We start from the raw sequence: 18,123 nt of genomic DNA on the forward strand, positions 1-18,123 counted from the left end.
TCCAGTTCACCCGCTTCAATGGACAACCGGAAGTGATTCGTTGCGGTGACTTCAGCTCCTGATCCTGAGCGCTCGACCAGTCAAATCGACATCGAGAGACGTCGATTTGACTGGTCGATCATGGGGCTTCATGCAGAAGAGAATCAGGCTCAAAACGCATGCTCAGATCCAGCCAGCTGCTGCGGGTGACCGGTGCACTGGTGGAGATCAGGTCGATGCCGGTGGCCGCATAGGCCGCGAGGGCATCCGGCTGGATCCCCGAGGCCTCCAGCACCACCGGTGCAGCTCCGAGGCGAGCACGCGCTTCGTCCCGCAGGATTGGCACCAGCTCCATCAGCTCCTGTGGGCTGAACTCATCCAACAGCACCCCATCGGCGCCGGCGCGCACAGCCGCGATCGCTTCCGCCTCGGTTTCCGCCTCCACGATCACCCGCGCCGGCCAGGGCGCGGAGGCCCGCACCGCCGTGATCGCCGGCTCCACCCCACCGGCCCAGGCGAGATGGTTCTCCTTGAGCATGGCCGCATCATCGAGGCCCATGCGGTGGTTCAGCCCACCGCCGCAGCGCACGGCGTATTTCTCGAGAACCCGCAGGCCCGGCGTGGTTTTGCGGGTGTCGACGAGCTGCACACCCGAGCCCTCCAGCTGAGCAGCTAGCGCTGCGGTCGCCGTGGCGATGCCGGAGAGGCGCATCGCCAGATTGAGGGCCGTGCGCTCCACCGCCACCAGGGCCTGGGCGGAACCCTCCAGCTCCAGCAACCGCTGACCCGCCTCGACCCGCTGACCTTCGCCGACCAGCAGAGTCACCTCAGCCGCAGGGTCGAGCAGGTGCACCAAGGGCTCCACCACCACCCCCCCGCAGAAACGCCCCTCGGCCTTGCTGATCCAATGGGCCCAGCCAGCGCTACCGACCAGGGCAGGGGCGCTGAGATCGCCGCGGCCGATGTCTTCCGCAAGCCAGGCCTCGAGCTGGGCGCGAAGCTGGGGGGTGATCGGCAAAGGAGTCACCATCAGAGCCAACTGGTGCCGGATGCTTCCAGGGCTTCGATCGAAGGCCAGGCCCCCCAGCCAAACAGGAGCTGATTCAGACGGTCGATCAGGGCTGGCGTTTCCTTGAGAGCCTGACGGGCGGCCCATTCGGCCTCCTGCACCTGGGCCTCGGGCAGGTTGAGCGCCTCCAGCAGGCGTCGATAGGCCACCCGCTCGGCGGCATTGATGGCACTGGCCTCCTCCGGTGCCTGACTGCTGCAGGCCATCTGGAAGGCCAGCGACACCATGGCGAGGCGCTCCTCCCTGCCCTGCAGCTGGGCCACCTGGGCCTCCAGATCCAAGGTCTCCTCCGCCTGCAAGGCCACCAACGCATCCTCTGGATCCACCTGGGGCAGCAACCGGGCCGACAGCTTGCCGAGCAGCGATCGCTCCTCGGCCGCCACATCCCCATCCACACCCGCCACCCAACACAGCAATGTCAACTGGGACCGTTGAGAAGGGGTGAGACCAGCCAATGGATCAGTCACCGGACACACCGAGCGATGGATCCTCATTCTGAAAGCCCAGCGGCCCTCACTTGCCGATGCAGAAGCGGGAGAAAATGCGATCCAGAACGGATTCGCTGAGCTCCTCGCCGGTGATCGCGCCGAGGCTCTGGATCGCCTGGCGCAGATCGATCGTCCAGAAGTCCCAGGGCAGCCCCTCGGCAGCCACCTGCTCACTGCGGGCGAGGGCCTCAGCCGCTTGCTGAGCCAGATCGGCCTGGCGCTGATTGAGGGCCAGGAGCAGGGAGCCATCGGTGAGGGCACCGCAACGGGCCAACAGGGCCTGAATCAGCTCCGCCTCCCCGGCACCGGTGCTGGCGCTGAGGCAAACGTCGGCAGCCACCGCAGCCCCCAACCCCGCCCCAGAGGAGGGGCTCAGGTCCGCCTTGTTGCCCACCAGCAGATGGGGCACTTCCTCAGGGATGCGTTGCCGCAGCGCCTGATCATCTGCTGTCCAGCCCTCGCTCAGATCGAACAGGAGCAGCACCAGATCGGCGCTGGCCAGAGCGTCGTGGCTGCGCGCAATTCCGAGCTGCTCCACCGCATCGGTCGTCGCCCGAATGCCCGCGGTGTCGAGCAGGGTGATCGGCACCCCCTCCAGCACGATCTCACTTTCCAGCAGATCCCGGGTGGTGCCGGGCAGGTCGGTCACGATCGCCCGCTCCCGACGGCTGAGCCGATTGAGCAGGGAGCTCTTGCCCACATTCGGCCGCCCCACCAGGGCCACCCGCAGGCCACTGCGCAGCGCCGCGCTCCGTTCACCATCCGCCACCAACTGCAGCAGCTCGGCGCGCACGGCCTGCAGCTCCGCTAGCAACGCGGCGCCATCAAGGGGGGGTAGATCCTCCTCAAAATCCACGCGCGCTTCCAGCTCGCTGAGCTGATCGAGCAAACGTTCGCGCAGGGCCGTGGTCCTGCGCTGAATCCCCCCGTCCACGCCGGCCATCGCCAGCTGCGCCGCCCGTTGACTGCGGGCCGCCACCAGATCACTGATCGCTTCAGCGCGGGTCAGATCCAAGCGCCCATTGAGCACCGCCCGCTGGCTGAACTCTCCCGGCAGAGCCCGGCGCACCCCGGGCTGTTCCAACACCCGTGCCAACACCCGTTGCACGGCCATCACGCCGCCATGGCAATGGATCTCCACCACGTCTTCGGCGGTGAAACTACGGGGCGCCAGCATCGGCAGCACCAGCACCTCGTCAATCCGCTCCTGTCCATCAGCGGCAAGCACATGGCCATAAAGCACCCGATGGCTCTCCCAGGGCTGATAGCCGGGAATGCGGGTGATGGCGCGAACAGCGGGCTGCGCGGCAGGGCCGGAGAGACGGATCACGGCAATCCCGCCCTGCCCCGGGGCCAGGGCCGTTGCAATCGCTGCAATGGTGTCTCCACTGGGGCTGCACTCAGGCATTCGCGCGTCCAACCGGTTCCAGCTCCCTCCTCTCTACGATCAAAGGCCCTTCTCCATCCCGCAGGCAACGGACAGCAGCCATGGCCCGGATGCTCCTGAAGGATGTGCGCTCCAGAGCCAGCCGGGCGATCAGATGGGTCTGGGAGCAGGAGGGGACGCCCGGTCAGCGGGCGCGGGGTGTCGGCGCTGGCGTCTTCTGTGGCTGCTTTCCCTTCTTCGGATTGCAGATCGTCCTCAGCGTGGGCGTGGCGTCGCTGCTGCGGGGCAATCACCTGCTCGCCGCCGCCGCCACCCTGATCAGCAACCCCTTCACCTACGTGCCGCTCTACTGGTTCAACTACCGGGTGGGTGAAGCACTGCTGGGGAGCAACACAGCCCCGATCGTGGGCGCCATCAACGCCAACACGATCTGGGAACACGGCTGGGGCTTCACCGGTCGACTCCTTCTTGGTTCAGCCGTGGTGGCCACAGTTTTTGGCGCCGTGCTCGGCGTGGTGGCCTACGCCGTGTTTCACGCCCGAGAGTCAGCGGTACTGCCGAACGGCAGCAGCGGCTCACACAGCTGAACACGCCGATCGCTGCTAAAGCCTGGGAGAGAAACGCGGATCGTGTTCTGTGGCGACCCTCCGGCAGCGCTGCGTTGGCGCACTGCTGATCAGCCCGGTGCTGTTGCTGATCACCAGCCTCTGCTGCGGGCCTCTCCAGGCGGTGCCCCGGCGCCTGATCATCCTGCGCCATGGCGAAAAAGCGAATCCGTATGCCCTCTGTGGCATCGGCCAGCAACGGGCCATCGCTCTGCGCGGCACCTATCTGGGCCGCGACGCCACCGAATCCGTGATTCCCCCCGGGGAATCCCCGGCAGCTTTCTTAGCCATGACCCTGCACACGGTGGAACTGGCCACACCCTCCGCCCAGAGTTGGGGACTGCCGGTCACCACCTACGCCGTGGTGCCGATGGAGGGCCGCCCGGAACACGTGAAACGCGAGCAGGAAATCGAGAGCGTGCAAACCGCCGCCGCCGATGTGCTGAACAACCCGGCCTGGCATGACCGCACCGTGGTGATCACCTGGGAACACAGCACCATTGCTCGCGAGAAGCTCGAACGCGAACACCCGGGCGAAGCCGTGACCTTCCGCCAGCTGCTGCACCTCGACACCCTCGCGAACGTGCCCAGGAGCTGGGCCGGCAACAACTACGACTACCTCTGGATCGTGGACTATGCCCCGGAGATCTCCGATCAACCCACAGGGTTCAGGCTGCAACGGCAACGGTTTCCAGCTCCGTTCCAGGCCCTGCCCCACAACCTCTGGGGCACCCCACTGCCCGCCGATTACCCAGCGAGCTGTGAACGCAAGGTGAGCAACTGAGATGGGCCAATTCCACACTCCGCCTTCAAGGGCATGGCAGCGATTCGGCATGGTGCTGTGCATGGCCATCGCCGCAGGCAGCATGGCCACGGCTGACGCCGTACCCCGCCGCATCATCCTGGGGCGCCATGGCGAAAAAGCGAATGCCTATGCCCTCTGCAAACAAGGGCAGCAACGCTCCCTGGCCCTGCGCGATCAGTTTCTGGGACGTTCGGCCCGCAGCCAGGCTCTGCTGGAAGGGCAGCAACCGGTCGCCTTCCTGGCGATCACCCCGCACACCCTGGAAACCCTCGCTCCCTCCGCCCGCAGCTGGTCGCTGCCGGTGGTGATGTTCTCCCAGGTGCCCCAACAAGGGGAGTCGACCGCCACGAAGCGACAGCTGCAGCAGCAACGCACCCGCGAAGCGGCCGCCCAAGTGCTCAGCAACCCAACCTGGGCAGGCGGCACCGTGGTGATGGCCTGGGAGCATCGCACCATTGCCAACCAACAACTCGCCGAACGCTTCCCTGATCAGCCAGTGACCCTGCGACAGCTCCTGAACCTGGATCAGCTGCCGGGTGTTCCCGACACCTGGCCCGATGACACCTACGGCTGGATCTGGATCATCGACTACGCCAACGCTCCCTCTCCTATCCCCACGGGCTTCCGGATGGTGCGGGAAGCCTTCGCCACTCCCTACAGCCACCTGAAGGCTCCGGCCTGGGGAACGCCGGTGCCACAGGCTGCCGGCTGCCTGCCCTGAAACTCCGTCAGGTCAACGCACGGCACAAGCCCTCGGTGCCGTGTTCATTCCAGCCGGTGCCGCGCAGGGGAGCAGCGCAAGCGACAGCGACGGCACTACAGAGCAGCAGCAACGGCAAGATCTGCGGATCGCCCTGAAGCGTGAACACAAACAGGGCACAGAACACCGGCGTGCCGCAGGCAGCGGCAAAGAGGGCCGTCGCCCCGACCGCCGCCAGCTGCCCCCGCTCCGCCGTCACCATCCCCCCATGCCAGGCGGCAGTCCAGGCGATCAGCCGCTCCGAGAGGAGCGAGCCGAGGGTCATGGTGTCGTGCATCAGCCCGCCGGGGGCTCCGGCCGCGATGCTCAACCAGGAGGAGAGCGTGCGCCAGAGAACAGTGGTTGGAACTCCGCCCGATCCGCCCGCCAGCGCCGCATCCAGCGACAGCCCACCGTCGTTGAGGCTGAGACCACCACTGCCGAGGGCGATCAGAAGCAGCGCCAGAGCGATCAGCGCTGCACCCCACCAGCGCTGCCGGCGCAGGCCAGCCGCCAACCAGCCGGAGAGCGGAATCAACACCTTCACAAACAGGGCACCGGCCATCGCAGCGATCAGCGTGATCACCAGCGCCAGGCCCCACCACTGAATCGGCACCGCGGCGAACGCCGCCTGACCCCCAGGCGCTGCCTGCGGCAGCACAGCCTGCAGGAGCAGGGTGCCGCTGCCACCGAGGAGCAGCGTGGGCAACACGAGATCGAGCCCCTTCTGCCGGCTCAGTTCCTCCAGGGCATAGGCCGTGCCCAGCAGAGGCGAGCGGAACGCCGCACCGAGTCCGGCACCGCCGCCGATGGCGGCGACAAGGGGAAGCGACAGACCCGCCAGGGGCTGGGCAGCGGGCCAGCGGCGTCGGATCGCCAGAAGCAGCGCCGCGCCGAGGGAAGCCGATGGCGACTCGATCCCCACCGTGAGGCCGCCCAGGTGGGTGAAGAGCATCAAGGGAAGACGCCGCAGCTGGGTGCGCAGGTCGAGGCGATCAAGCAGGGCAGCCTGCTGAGCCGATGGCGCCTGTTGCAGCGCCAGCAAGGGGGGCAAGCCGCCGCCACGGGCTCTGCGCAAGGGTCCCCAGGCCAGCCACACCGTGAGGAAGGAACCGGCGAACACCAGCAAGGCGCCAACACCCCGATTCACAACCGCTCCCCCCACCAGCCCAGGCAACGCCCAGAAGCGCTGCTGCAAGGCGAAACCGAGGGAAGACAGCGCCTGGTAGGGCTGCTCCACCAGGGCCAGGAGAAGACCGAGCAGGAGGAACCAAACCAATCGCAAGGCGGTCATGCCGGTTCGATCTCAGGGGCGCACGCCCCGGGCGAGGAACACACCCACAAAGGCCCAGGCCCTGGGATCGTCCACCAGGGCATCGGCGGCCTCCAATGTGGCGCGGGCCGCTTCGAGTTCCTCTCCCTCAAGCAACAGGCGCTTGAAGCCGAGGGTGATGTCGAGGAATGCCCGCATCCCGAGCTGTCGCGACGTCACCGTCTCCACATGCACGTCGACCGGGTCGTAGCCGCTCTCCTCCAGCAGGCGACCGAGCTGGCGACCGATCAGACGATTGCCACCGCGCCGCTCCTGGGCGCGAGCCGCAGCCGCCGTGAAGCTGGCGAAGCCCTCCGGTTCGGGAACCAACGTCAACCAGCTGTCGTCGATATCAAAAATGCACAGCACACCGCCGGGCTTCAGCAGGGCGCGGATCGCCTCCAGCGCCTGCAACGGCTTCTCGAGGTGCTGGAACAGCAGCCGGGCGTAAATGAAATCAAACTGCCCCTGCTCCAGGGGAGGGGCATACACATCTCCCTGCACAAACCGAATCGACGCCAACCCCGCGGTCGCCGCTTCTTCGCGGGCGGCGGCGAGCAACGCACCGTTGAGATCCATGGCCGTGACCTGCGACTTGGGATGGGCCTGGGCGATCAATCGACTGATCACCCCGGGGCCGCAGGCCAGATCCAGCACCGCCTGGCCATCCGCCAATCCCATCCTCTCGAGCAGCTGCAGTTCAAGCTGGGCCGAACGCTGAGCCTGAAGCTGAAGCCGCTCCAGTTCACCACTCTCATCACCGAGGGCGGTAAAGTCATAGGAGCCGGCGGCGTTGGGGTTGGTCGTCATCGGGGGCATCCCAGCTGAGCTGAAGTAGGCGTTCCGTTGTGCTGGAGAGGCGTTCCGACAGCACCAGCGCCAGGTTACGCAGCACGAGCGCCATGGCATCCGGTTGGGTGCGCAGCGCCTTGTTCAGAAAGGCCTGGGTGAGCACCAACACCCGCGTGTCCGTGGCCGCCACCACATCGGCACTGCGTTGCCTGCGGCCGAGGAAGCCCATCTCACCGAACACATCGCCGGGCTTGAGCACAGCAAGCCCCAGGCGTTGCCCCTGATGCTGCCGACTCACCTCGGCAAAGCCCTCCATCACCACGAACAGATCCTGCCGAGGCTCCCCTTCCGAAACGATGCGATCTCCGGCGGCGCACTGCAGCACGGTGCCGGTTTTCAGCAGACGACGGGACTGCTCATCGCTCAACCCCTGCAGAAGCGGCAGACCCTGCCCGGGCTGACGCAGGGCCTCGCCAGCGAGCTCCCAGAACTGATCGGGATTCACCAGGCGATGGTTCAGCCCCCAATACCTCTGAGACTGCTGATCCAGCCAACGCCCATCGGCCTCTGCATCGACGCATTGGGCCAGCGCCGGATGACGCATCAGGGGAGAACGACTCCGGCGCAGATGGTCGCGATCGCGGAGGGCCAGCAACATCGGCACCTGATAGCCCACACCAGGCCAGGCGATGCCGGCACAGAAGCGGCGATACCCCAGCTGCTCATACAGCTCGATCAAGCCGGGATGGGCATGGCAGAGGTCCAATCGGATGCCCTGCGCAAGGGCATCGGCAAAGCAACGGTTGAACAACAACCCGAGGGAGCCGCCGCCGCGCCAGTCGGCGCGAAGCATGAGCCTGGAGGTGTAAGACAGCGCTTCCAGGGGCGCCTGCTCCAGCAGAGGATCCAGGGCAATCGGGCGCAGGGCCTCCCGGGCTGACGCCAGGGCGGCGAGGCGATTGAAACGCAGCGTGCCGACCAGGGCACCGTCGCCATCGTGGAGCACATACAGGCTGGCACTGGCATCAAAGCGGTCGGTGAGCTCACGGCGCTCATGGTTGGCATCCGGTGGAGACTTGCCCATCTCCTCCACATACACCGCATAGCGAAAGCGATACACCTCCTGCCGCTCGGCCTCCGAGACGGCCAGCGACACAGTGGTGAGCGGATCGGTCAACGCACCATCTCCCGGCGGTCAGCTCTGCCCGGTGCGGGCGATGTCGAGCACATCGGCCATGGAGCGGATCTGCGCCATGGTGCGCTGCAACTGCTCCACACTGCTGATCTCCACCCGCAGATCAATCCGAGCCGGTTTGTCGTAAGCGGTTTTCACCCGGGCATCACTCACGTTGATCGAACCATCGGACAGACGCATGAGGATGTCTTTAAGAATGCCGACGCGGTCGATCACCTCGATGCGCAACTGGGCCGGGAAGCGCAGACCATGGCGAGTCACCGCCGGGTTCCAGCTCACCGGCAGACGACGTTCACTGGGAATCGCCTCCACGTTGGCGCACTCCTGCCGGTGGATGGTGATGCCGTGATTGCCAAGCGCCACCGTGCCCACGATCGCTTCACCCGGCAAGGGGCTGCAACACCCACCGAGCCGGTAGTCGAGTCCCTCCACGCCGAGAATCGGCACCGTGGATCCCTGGGATGGGCGCGGCGACGACGCTTCCGCCTGCTCCACCAAACGACGCGCCACATCCTCATTGCTGAGGGGCTGGGCCGCCGCTGCGGTCTGCAGGCGGATTTCCTCCCGCAGGCGATTGAGCACCTGATGCAGCGTGACCGCGCCAAACCCAAGGGCCGCCAACAGATCATCCGTGCTGTGGAGATTGCAGCGCTCAGCCACCCGCGTCATCGCGTCGCTGTGCAACAAGGCATCGAATCCATTGCGGCCCAGCTCCTTCTCCAGCAGATCCTTGCCCCGCTGGATCGTTTCATCCCGATGGCTGCGCTTGTACCACTGGCGGATGCGGTTGCGAGCGGTGGGTGTGGCAACGAAATTCAGCCAATCGAGGCTGGGATGGGCTGTTTTGCTGGTGAGAATCGTGATGAAGTCGCCGTTTTGCAGAGGGGTCGACAACGGGGAGAGGCGATCGTTGATGCGCACGCCATGGCACTGGTTGCCCACTTCGGAGTGGATGCGATAGGCGAAATCCACGGCCGTTGATCCTTTGCGGAGGCCCACCACATCCCCCTTCGGGGTGAACACGAACACCTCCTCATCGAACAGGTCTTCCTTGATCGAGGCGAGGTAGTCGTTGTGGTCATCAGCGCCACCCTCCTGCTGCCAGTCGACCAGTTGCCGCAACCAGTTGAAGCGTTCGGTGTCACCTCCCGCAGCCGGCGAGCCGCCCTCCTTGTATTTCCAGTGGGCCGCAATGCCGAATTCGGCCACCTGATGCATCTCCAGGGTGCGGATCTGCACTTCAATCGGTCGGTGCCGGCCGATCACAGCCGTGTGCAACGACTGATAGCCATTCGGTTTGGGCAGACCGATGTAGTCCTTGAAGCGTCCGGGAATGGGCCGAAACGTGTCGTGCACCACCGCCAGCGCCCGATAGCAACTCTCCACGTTGGGCGTGAGGATCCGCAGCGCTGCCACGTCGTAGATCTCGTGGAACGCCTTCTGCTGCCGCTGCATCTTGCTCCAGATGCCATAAAGGTGCTTCGGCCTGCCGCTCACCTCGCAGCTGTCGAGCCCCACCGCTGCCAGGCGATCGCTCAGCAGCTTGACGGTGACGCCGAGCCGTTCCTCCCGCTCGCTGCGCTTGGTGGCCACCTCCTGCTGGATCTCGCGGAAGGCATCGGGTTCCAGCAGCTTGAAGGCGAGATCCTCGAGCTCCCACTTGAAGCGACCAATGCCGAGACGGTTGGCCAGGGGGGCGTAGATCTCCCGCGTTTCCCGGGCGATGCGCTGGCGTTTCTCTTCCTTCAGCGCCCCCAGGGTGCGCATGTTGTGCAGCCGATCGGCCAGCTTCACCAGCACCACACGGATGTCGCTGGCCATGGCCAGAAACATCTTGCGCAGGTTCTCGGCCTGGGCTTCCGTGCGATTGGTGAAGTGGAGCCCGCCCAGCTTGGTGACCCCCTCCACCAGCTCCCGCACTTCCGCACCGAAATGACTCTCGAGCTGGGCGGGGGTCAGGTCGGTGTCTTCCACCACATCGTGGAGAAAGCCGGCGGCGATCACCGGCGCACTGGCGCCGATGTCGCGGAGCAGGTCGGCCACCGCCACCGGGTGCACGATGTAAGGGTCACCACTGGCCCGGAACTGGCCCTGATGCAGCTGGAAGGCGAAATCGAACGCAGCCGCCAGCAACGCCTCCGGATCGGTTGGACAGCTGTAGCCCTCACCGGGGGGCACATGGGTGAGGCACTCCCGCAGCCAGTCGGGCAGATCGATGCCGTAATCCTCGATCGTGCGAATCGGATGCACCCGCTGCACAGGCTGGTCGCAGGGCTCTGCAGCACGGACCGCATCGGTCTGGGGCTGTTCCGGCGCAGAGGTGACGTTCAGCATCCAACCCGACGGGGTCAATCCATGGTATTGACTCAGGTGTCCCCGTGCTCCCCCTGATGTCCACCCCGGCGGCAGCGGTGCTGGAGCTGGACCAGCTGCAATTGCGTTACCCAGGCAGCGACCGCTGGACCCTCGATGGGTTGGATCTGCAGCTGGCGCAAGGGGAGCGGCTCGCCCTGGTGGGCCCGTCCGGCTGCGGCAAAAGCACGGTGGCGCGGGCGGTGCTCCAGTTGCTGCCGACGGGCAGCCAATGCCGGGGTGGCCTGCGTCTGCGCGGGCAGGATCCGCGCCAGCTGAGCCGCAGCGCCCTGCGCCGACTGCGCGGCGAGGCGGTGGGCCTGGTGTTTCAGGATCCGATGACACGGCTGAACCCGCTGATGACTGTGGGGCGTCACCTGAGCGACACCCTCAGCGCCCACCGGACGACCTGGCCGGCATCCGCCAAGCGAGAACGGGCGGAACAGTTGCTGGAGGCGGTGGGCATCGGTGCCGAGCGCTTCAGCGCCTACCCGCATGAATTCAGCGGTGGCATGCGGCAGCGTCTGGCGATCGCCCTGGCCATCGCCCTTGATCCGCCGCTGGTGATCGCCGATGAACCCACCACCAGCCTCGATGTGGCCGTGGCGAACCAGGTGATGGGCGTGCTGCAGGGCCTCTGTGCGGAGCGGGGAAGTGCCCTGCTGCTGATCAGCCATGACCTGGCCATGGCCCACCGCTGGTGCGAACGGATGGCAGTGCTGGATCAGGGCCGGGTGGCCGAGCTGAGCAGCAGCCAGGCGGTGCTGACCCAGCCCCACTCCGACGTGGGCCGGCGTCTGGTGGCGGCAGCGCGCCAGCGGGAGGGAGGGGCAACGCCCACAGCTCCAGAGAGTCGACTGCTGCTCCGCGTGGAGAACCTGCGTTGCTGGCACAACCTGGGAGGACCTCCCTGGTCGCCCACCTGGCTGAAAGCGGTGGATGGGGTGAGCTTTGCGCTGCAGGCCGGCGAATCCCTGGGGGTGGTAGGCGGCTCGGGATGTGGCAAAAGCACGCTCTGCCGCGCCCTCATGGGCCTGAACCCGATTCGGGGCGGGCGGGTGTGGCTCAACGGTGAGAATCTGTTGCGCCTGCGAGGGGAGCGGGAACGCGCCGCTCGACGCTCCCTTCAGATGGTGTTTCAAGATCCGCTCGCCTGCCTCAACCCGGCCATGCCGGTGGGGGAAGCGATCGCCGATCCGCTCCTGATCCATCGGCTGGCCAGCACGGCAGCCGCCCGGGAACGGGCCCGGGAGCTGCTGAAGCTGGTGGGCCTGACTCCGGCCGAAGAGTTTCAGAACCGCCGGCCCCGGCAGCTCTCGGGTGGGCAGCAACAACGGGTGGCGATCGCCCGCGCCCTCGCCCTCGAACCGCAGGTGCTGATCTGTGATGAAAGCGTGAGCATGCTCGATGCCGAGATCCAGGCGGAGGTGCTCGGCCTGTTGCGGGCGCTGCAGCAACGGCTGGGTCTGGCGATGATCTTCATCACCCACGACCTGTCGGTGGCCAGTGGCTTCTGCCACCGGGTGATCGTGCTCGACCACGGCCAGATCGTGGAGGAAGGCCCCGGGGATCAGCTGCTGCGCGCACCCGCTGCGGCGATCACCCGAAAGCTGGTGGCGGCGTGTCCGCGATTGCCCACCTGAGCCGATGGGCACCTCCCTGAGACCACTGGGTGACATCGAACGGGCCCGCCGGATCCGAAGACTGATCCATGATCAGGATCTGCTGGTGTGCCTCTACCCCCATCTGTTTGCTGTGAAACAGATGGCCCGGCTGGCGGGCATGCACAGCCCCAAAGAACGGCGGTTCCTCGACTCCAGAGCCGAAGCCATCGGCTACCTGGAGAGCGTCAACACACCCCACTGGTTATTGATCTCCGAACAGCTGAGTGATGGTTCCGGGCTGGAGCTCTTGCGCGACTGCAAGCGTCTGAACAGCAACCATCGCTGCTTGCTTCTCCTCAATCGCCCCAGGAAAGACAGCCTGCGTCTGGCCCGTCAACTGCGGGCGGACGCCTGCATCGATGAGCGCAGTGTGGAGCAACGCTCCGGCGCCCTGATCGCTGCGCTGCAAGCCTTGAAGGACGGTCACCGCTATCTGGATCCGCTCCTGGGGGAGGCGAACGTGATGGAGCCGTCCGATCAGGGAGTGGTCCTCTCGGAGCGACAACTGGAGATCCTGGCGTTGGTGGCCGAAGGCCTCAGTAACCGCGAGATCGCAACCCAACTCCAAATCACAGCGAACACGGTGCGCGATCACCTCAGCGAGATCATGCAACGCCTGGGGGTGGGAAACCGGGCCAGCGCCGTCTCCTCCGCCCTGCGTCTCAGGCTGATTCCCTGAGGGTCGCCTGCAAAAACCCTCCATTTGAAGGATTGAACGATGACGCCATCAGGAGCTGAATGAGTCCATACCCGGTCCAGTCACACCGCCCATGTCGTCCAACCTCCTCAACGTCTCCATCACTGGAGACATCTGGTGGGGTGGCTTTACCGCTGCCCTCACCATCACCAACACCTCAGGCAACCAGCTTGAACGCTGGAGCACCAGCTTTGAGAGTGCTCACGTGATCGACGGCAGCCCCTGGGGAGCCGATCTCGAACGCGAGAGCCTTGCAGATGGCCGCTTCCGTTACACACTGACCGGAGCGGACTGGGGGCAGTCACTGGCGCCCGGCGCATCGGTCACGGTGGGCTTCAACGGCCACCAGGGCGTTCCCCTGGGAGACCGCGGTGAGCTCACGGCCGCGCTCCTCACGGGCGCTGACACCCCAGAAGCCAGCCCCGTGGAGGCCCATGCCTCAACGGAAGCACCCGAGTCAGCCAAGCCCCATGACGACACTCCGCACACCATGGATCACTCCCATGGCTCCCAAAACGGCTACGAGCTGATCACGGCCTTCGGGGCCTCCAATGGCAGCATGCACACCACCCATGAGGAACTCAGGGATGGGCGCACACCCATCACAACCGAAGCCCTGGTTGCTTACAACCATTTACGGACCTTCATGGGCCTGGAAACCGTTGACCTCGAGACGGTCGGCCGCTGGGCCTTTGCTCATCAGCTCACCAACAACAGCCAGGCCTGGGGAGATGAGCTGAAGGGTGTAGGTCTCTGGTATGCCATGCAGGGCAGCAAGGTGGGCTGGATCGCTGACCAGCACTACGCCCCAGAGCTGATCGCCAGCTTGCAACGCACAGCCCGGCTCGGCAGGGCCGACGAGGTGATCGCCCTGGCGCGAAACGTCGACCAGGACGGCTTCATCGAGCATCTGGAGGCCAACAACGGCATCGATGCCTTCATCAACACCCTGAAAATGGAACCCCATTTCGGAGGTTGGATGCATGATCGCGCCCATGGCTGGCTGCCGATTCCGGGCGGAGCGATCGCCCATGACATCAACCACCTGACCATCCTGAGCCATGACCAAACGCAGGCCTTCATGAACGACACCTTCGATTGGCCCCAATGGCCAGCCCTGGAGGTGGAAGCAGCTGTGGTGATCGACTACTTCCAGAGCATGGTGAGCCTGGGCGACCCCCTTGGCAGCGATGTCGACTGGCTGGCAACCCGTGAGGATGCAACGGTGCCCGACGCGACATCCACGGATCCGATCACGGGAACAACGACGCCATTAGCCGTCGCGATCGACGGAGACATCTGGTGGGGGGGCTTCACCGCCGAAATCACCCTCACAAATACGGGTTCGGAAGCACTGGACGACTGGAGCCTGAGCTTCATCAGTCCCCACCGCATCGCAAACGAGGCCTGGGGGGCGACCGTCAGCAGGGAAGCCCTGGGCGATGGGGAGTATCGCTACGTGCTCACAGGGGACGCCTGGGGATCATCGATTGGAAGCCAGCAGTCGCTGACCGTCGGTTTCAACGGCTTACAGGGTATGGATCTTGGCGTGAGTGGAGCTCTCAGCCTCGACACGCTGATGGTCGGAGACAGTCTTCTCACCCTCACCTGACGCAGACCCTCATCACCGGAGAGAATCGACGCCAACGGCATCCCCCCGGCGCCATGGCTGGAGTCTCACTGCGGAGACGACACAGGCTCATAACAGCCTGCAGCACATTCTCTCTCTGCCTCTGCAGCGCCTTCGGCCACGGTCTTCACGCCGCTGAACCCAGCCTCAATCCACCAGCCCCGGTGGATGTGATCTGGTTTCCGAATCCGCCCTATGCCGTCGATGCCCAGGGCGTGCCTTCAGGCCTTGAAATTGACCTGTGGCGCATGATTGCTGAAACCCGTCAGATTCCTTACCGAATCAGACGAGCGGAAAGCTTCGAGTCTTTGATTGAGCAGATCAGCAGCGGCGAAGCCGACCTGGCCATTTCAGGCGTGCTGATCAACGAGAATCGCAGCAAAATATTTCAATTCTCATTCCCAACGGCCAGCAGCAACCTGAAGCTCTACAAACTTGAGAAAAAAAAGCCTACCGCAATCAAACTCCTCCGCATCATCCTATCCAGAGAGGTGCTGCTGATCTTCATAGGCCTCATCCTGATTGCCTGCCTGTTTGCAATTCCCGTCTGGCTACTGGAACGCCACCGCCAAGACTTTTCAAGCCTCAGGAAACGGCATCAGCTGATCTTCATCCTGCAGAAAACGCTCCTCCTCTCCACCGATCACACCAAGCGCTCCAAAAGCCGCATTATTTCCATTGGCTCACTGTTTGCGCGCGTCCTTCTCACCGCCTACTTCGCCTCCTATGTTCTCAAACTATCCAATGAAGCCTCCACAAGCAAAGAGGCCAAAACGGAAAGCACCGTGCAAGCCGAAATTCAACAGCAGTCATCCTTCGCCACCATTCCGGGCTATATCCAGACGTCAATCCTGAAAAGCAACGGAGCCAAGACCGTTGCTTGCAACATTGCCAGCGCCTGTGTGGCCCTGCTTCAACAAGGTCGGGTCGACGCCATTCTGGATGACGAACAAACGATCCAGGCCACCTTGGACACGATGCCCGCATCACCCAAAGTGTCAGCCGCTTCCGGGGCGCTCATGCCGTTGTTCATGGCCTTTGCGTTTTCCAATCGCTTCAGCCAAGACCCGCGTGCTCAAGCGATCAATATCGGCATCTCCCGCAGTTACTACGACGGCTCCTACAGCAAACTCAAACAACATTGGATGACCCCCTAACGCCGCCGAAGCACCGCAAGCAGCTTCTCCATGACCGGCGGAAGCGGGGCTTCAAACAGCAGCCGCTCGCGCGTGATCGGATGGTCCAGCCCTAACTGGAACGCATGCAACGCCTGCCCGGGCAACTCAACGGGAAGCTTGCGGCAGCGGCTGTAGGTGGGGTCGCCCACCACCGGGTGGTTCATGTGGGCGCAATGCACCCGAATCTGGTGGGTGCGGCCGGTGTCGAGCTTGAAACGCAACAGCGAATAATCAGCCAACCGCTCCTGCAGGCTCCAGTGGGTGCAGGCATAACGCCCGTTTTCGCCACTCACCACCGCATATTTCTTGCGATCGGCCGGATGGCGACCGATCGCGCCCACGATCGTGCCACTGTCGCCCCGCGGCACCCCATGCACCACCGCCAGATACTCCCTTGAGGCAATCCGCTTCTGAATCTGCAACTGCAGTTTCACCAGCGCCTCCTGGCTTTTGGCGATCACGATGCAACCGGTGGTGTCTTTGTCGAGCCGATGCACGATCCCCGGCCGCAACTTGCCGCTGATGCCGGGCAGGTCGGGGCAGTGATGCAGCAGGCCATTCACCAGGGTTCCATCTTTGTTGCCCGGTGCCGGATGCACCGTGAGCCCCGCCGGTTTGTTGATCACGATCAGGTGCTCGTCTTCAAACAGCACATCGAGATCCATCGGCTCCGGCTTCAGGTAGGGCAGCGGCTCCGGTGGTGGCATCCACAACTGCACCGCATCGCCTTGGCGCAGGGGGGTCTTCGCCTTGCCCGTTTTGCCATTCACCCTCACGAAGCCGGCATCGATGAATTTCTGAATCCGGGCCCGGCTCTGCTCACTGCGCTGGCTCACCAGCCAACGATCCAGTCGCATCGGCAGCGGCTTGGGGTAGGTGAGCGTCACCAGCTCTCCCTCGCCCTCCCCGAAGGCCTGGCTGAAGATCTCCTCCGGCAGCGGCGGCTTCGTGCGGGGGGGTCTCAAACCGGCAGCTCCAGGGCAATGCTGCCGAGGACCGACTTGCGGAAGTCATCCATCAGGCGCTGACTCATCCGCGCCGTATCGGCGGAGGTGTGCCTGGCTGCCGCCGCCTGGATCCAGAGGGCGGGATCGGCCGTATCGCCTGCCAGGGGGATGCCATAGCGCGTCTCCAGAAGAGGCAGCGACACCCCGGAACCCTGACGCGGCTCGAGGACAGCCAACAGACGCAGAAACGACTGAGCGGCCCACTCACCGTCGTAGGCGGCCTGGCCGATGTCATCACAGAGGGCCAGGTGCAACGCCGCCCGTTGATCGTCGAGCCGTGGCGGCAGCACCCCGGGGGCATCGAGCAGATCCAGGTCTTGCCCGAGGCGCACCCAGCGCAGGGTGCGGGTAACACCAGCGCGACGGGCACTGGCCACCACCTTCTGCTTCACCAGGCGGTTGATCAGGGCCGACTTGCCCACATTCGGGAAACCCAGCGTGAGCGCCCGCACCGCCCGGGGGCGCATGCCGCGGTTGCGCCGCCGCTCATTGAGCTGATCACCAGCGCGGATCGCCGCCTGCTGCAGCTGTTTCACCCCCGTTCCGGCTTTGGCATCACACCAGACCGTGCTCTGGCCCTGCCCCTTGAACCACTGTTGCCAGGCGTCCCGCGCCTCCGCCGTGACCATGTCGCGTCGGTTGATCACCAACAGGTGCTGTTTGCCGTTGATCCAGCGGTTGAGGTGGGGATGGCCTGTGGCACGCGGAATCCGGGCGTCGCGCACCTCGATCACCAGATCCACCTTGTCGAGATGGCGCCTGAGCTGCTGCTCCGCTTTAGCGATATGACCTGGATACCACTGAATCGGGGGTGAGCTCACGGCACCACCAGCACCGGGCAGGGGGCCAGCTGGATCACCCGCGCCGCCGTGCTTTCGCTGTCGTCCTCCAGATTCACCCCGCGGGTTCCCATCACGATCACATCCACATTCAACTCGTCGGCCACATCGCAGATCACAAAGGCCGGCTTGCCTTCGCGCTCCACCACCTCGCAGGGCAGGCCGGCATCGACGAAGCGTTGTCGGGCTTGCTCGAGCAAGGCGGCCACTGCCGCCGGATCGTGCATGTCCGGCCGGTCGGGCTGCACCACCGAGAGCACGATCAGACGACTGTCGTGACTGCGGGCCAGCTCCAAGGCCTTGCTGGCTGTCTCCATCGCCTCCCGGCTCTGGTCGATTGGAAAGAGAACGGTGTTGAACATGACGCGTCCTGTCCTCGGGCCCT

General features: G+C 65.0%; 17 protein-coding genes. 7 read left to right on the forward strand and 10 right to left on the reverse strand.

Annotated features, from left to right (window positions below; genetic code table 11):
* Positions 1–118: 118 nt before the first annotated feature.
* The 3 genes from nadC to mnmE all read right to left on the reverse strand — a co-directional run bounded on the left by nadC (position 119) and on the right by mnmE (position 2,944).
* Positions 119–1,009, reverse strand: a complete 891-nt coding sequence (nadC, locus tag SynRS9909_RS12685) for a carboxylating nicotinate-nucleotide diphosphorylase (RefSeq protein WP_007101337.1) — start codon at positions 1,007–1,009, stop codon at positions 119–121.
* Entirely contained in the window at positions 1,009–1,470 is a 462-nt protein-coding gene (locus SynRS9909_RS12690; RefSeq protein WP_255479169.1) for a TerB family tellurite resistance protein, read from the reverse strand. The genes nadC and SynRS9909_RS12690 overlap by 1 nt, the downstream gene beginning before the upstream one ends.
* Before the next feature lie 91 nt (positions 1,471–1,561).
* Positions 1,562–2,944 (reverse strand): tRNA uridine-5-carboxymethylaminomethyl(34) synthesis GTPase MnmE, encoded by a 1,383-nt coding sequence (mnmE, locus tag SynRS9909_RS12695; RefSeq protein ID WP_007101335.1) that lies wholly within the window; start codon positions 2,942–2,944, stop codon positions 1,562–1,564.
* An 80-nt stretch (positions 2,945–3,024) separates the two neighbouring features.
* On the opposite strand from mnmE, the gene SynRS9909_RS12700 reads away from it, so the two are divergent.
* The 3 genes from SynRS9909_RS12700 (at position 3,025) to SynRS9909_RS12710 (ending at position 5,054) form a co-directional block, all read left to right on the forward strand.
* Complete coding sequence (locus SynRS9909_RS12700; protein ID WP_007101334.1) at positions 3,025–3,510, forward strand: DUF2062 domain-containing protein; 486 nt, start codon at positions 3,025–3,027, stop codon at positions 3,508–3,510.
* A 49-nt stretch (positions 3,511–3,559) separates the two neighbouring features.
* A complete protein-coding gene (locus SynRS9909_RS12705; protein ID WP_007101333.1) occupies positions 3,560–4,312 on the forward strand; it encodes a hypothetical protein in 753 nt (250 codons plus the stop codon).
* 61 nt (positions 4,313–4,373) lie between these two features.
* Complete coding sequence (locus SynRS9909_RS12710) at positions 4,374–5,054, forward strand: histidine phosphatase family protein (RefSeq protein WP_162858310.1); 681 nt, start codon at positions 4,374–4,376, stop codon at positions 5,052–5,054.
* 7 nt (positions 5,055–5,061) lie between these two features.
* Here SynRS9909_RS12710 and SynRS9909_RS12715 read toward each other — a convergent pair whose 3' ends face one another.
* Genes SynRS9909_RS12715 through SynRS9909_RS12730 form a run of 4 tightly spaced genes read right to left on the reverse strand, consistent with a single transcriptional unit; the run spans position 5,062 to position 10,705 of the window.
* Positions 5,062–6,366 (reverse strand): chloride channel protein, encoded by a 1,305-nt coding sequence (locus SynRS9909_RS12715; RefSeq protein WP_007101331.1) that lies wholly within the window; start codon positions 6,364–6,366, stop codon positions 5,062–5,064.
* Between the two features lie 12 nt (positions 6,367–6,378).
* On the reverse strand, positions 6,379–7,194 hold the full coding sequence (locus SynRS9909_RS12720; protein WP_007101330.1) for a class I SAM-dependent methyltransferase: 816 nt from the start codon (positions 7,192–7,194) through the stop codon (positions 6,379–6,381).
* The gene (locus SynRS9909_RS12725) at positions 7,160–8,353 is read right to left on the reverse strand and encodes a cyclic nucleotide-binding domain-containing protein (protein WP_007101329.1); all 1,194 of its coding nucleotides are present in this window, start codon (positions 8,351–8,353) and stop codon (positions 7,160–7,162) included. The genes SynRS9909_RS12720 and SynRS9909_RS12725 overlap by 35 nt, the downstream gene beginning before the upstream one ends.
* 18 nt (positions 8,354–8,371) lie before the next feature.
* Positions 8,372–10,705: a bifunctional (p)ppGpp synthetase/guanosine-3',5'-bis(diphosphate) 3'-pyrophosphohydrolase gene (locus tag SynRS9909_RS12730; protein WP_007101328.1), complete on the reverse strand. Its 2,334-nt coding sequence runs from the start codon at positions 10,703–10,705 to the stop codon at positions 8,372–8,374.
* A gap of 56 nt (positions 10,706–10,761) precedes the next feature.
* Here SynRS9909_RS12730 and SynRS9909_RS12735 point away from each other — a divergent pair, with 56 nt between their 5' ends.
* The 4 genes from SynRS9909_RS12735 (at position 10,762) to SynRS9909_RS12750 (ending at position 15,871) form a co-directional block, all read left to right on the forward strand.
* Positions 10,762–12,366, forward strand: a complete 1,605-nt coding sequence (locus SynRS9909_RS12735) for an ABC transporter ATP-binding protein (RefSeq protein WP_038001024.1) — start codon at positions 10,762–10,764, stop codon at positions 12,364–12,366.
* A gap of 4 nt (positions 12,367–12,370) precedes the next feature.
* Complete coding sequence (locus SynRS9909_RS12740; protein WP_007101326.1) at positions 12,371–13,066, forward strand: response regulator transcription factor; 696 nt, start codon at positions 12,371–12,373, stop codon at positions 13,064–13,066.
* Between the two features lie 91 nt (positions 13,067–13,157).
* Entirely contained in the window at positions 13,158–14,696 is a 1,539-nt protein-coding gene (locus tag SynRS9909_RS12745) for a cellulose binding domain-containing protein (RefSeq protein WP_007101325.1), read from the forward strand.
* 182 nt (positions 14,697–14,878) lie between these two features.
* On the forward strand, positions 14,879–15,871 hold the full coding sequence (locus SynRS9909_RS12750) for an ABC transporter substrate-binding protein (RefSeq protein ID WP_007101324.1): 993 nt from the start codon (positions 14,879–14,881) through the stop codon (positions 15,869–15,871).
* Here SynRS9909_RS12750 and SynRS9909_RS12755 read toward each other — a convergent pair.
* The 3 genes from SynRS9909_RS12755 to SynRS9909_RS12765 are packed head-to-tail and all read right to left on the reverse strand — an operon-like array spanning position 15,868 to position 18,100.
* A complete protein-coding gene (locus tag SynRS9909_RS12755) occupies positions 15,868–16,857 on the reverse strand; it encodes an RluA family pseudouridine synthase (RefSeq protein WP_007101323.1) in 990 nt (329 codons plus the stop codon). The genes SynRS9909_RS12750 and SynRS9909_RS12755 overlap by 4 nt on opposite strands.
* Entirely contained in the window at positions 16,854–17,720 is an 867-nt protein-coding gene (ylqF, locus tag SynRS9909_RS12760) for a ribosome biogenesis GTPase YlqF (RefSeq protein WP_007101322.1), read from the reverse strand. The genes SynRS9909_RS12755 and ylqF overlap by 4 nt, the downstream gene beginning before the upstream one ends.
* Positions 17,717–18,100, reverse strand: a complete 384-nt coding sequence (locus SynRS9909_RS12765) for a universal stress protein (protein WP_007101321.1) — start codon at positions 18,098–18,100, stop codon at positions 17,717–17,719. Before SynRS9909_RS12765 ends, ylqF begins: the two co-directional genes overlap by 4 nt.
* Between the last annotated feature and the right edge of the window lie 23 nt (positions 18,101–18,123).

This window comes from Synechococcus sp. RS9909 (assembly GCF_014279595.1).
GTDB lineage: Bacteria > Cyanobacteriota > Cyanobacteriia > PCC-6307 > Cyanobiaceae > Synechococcus_C.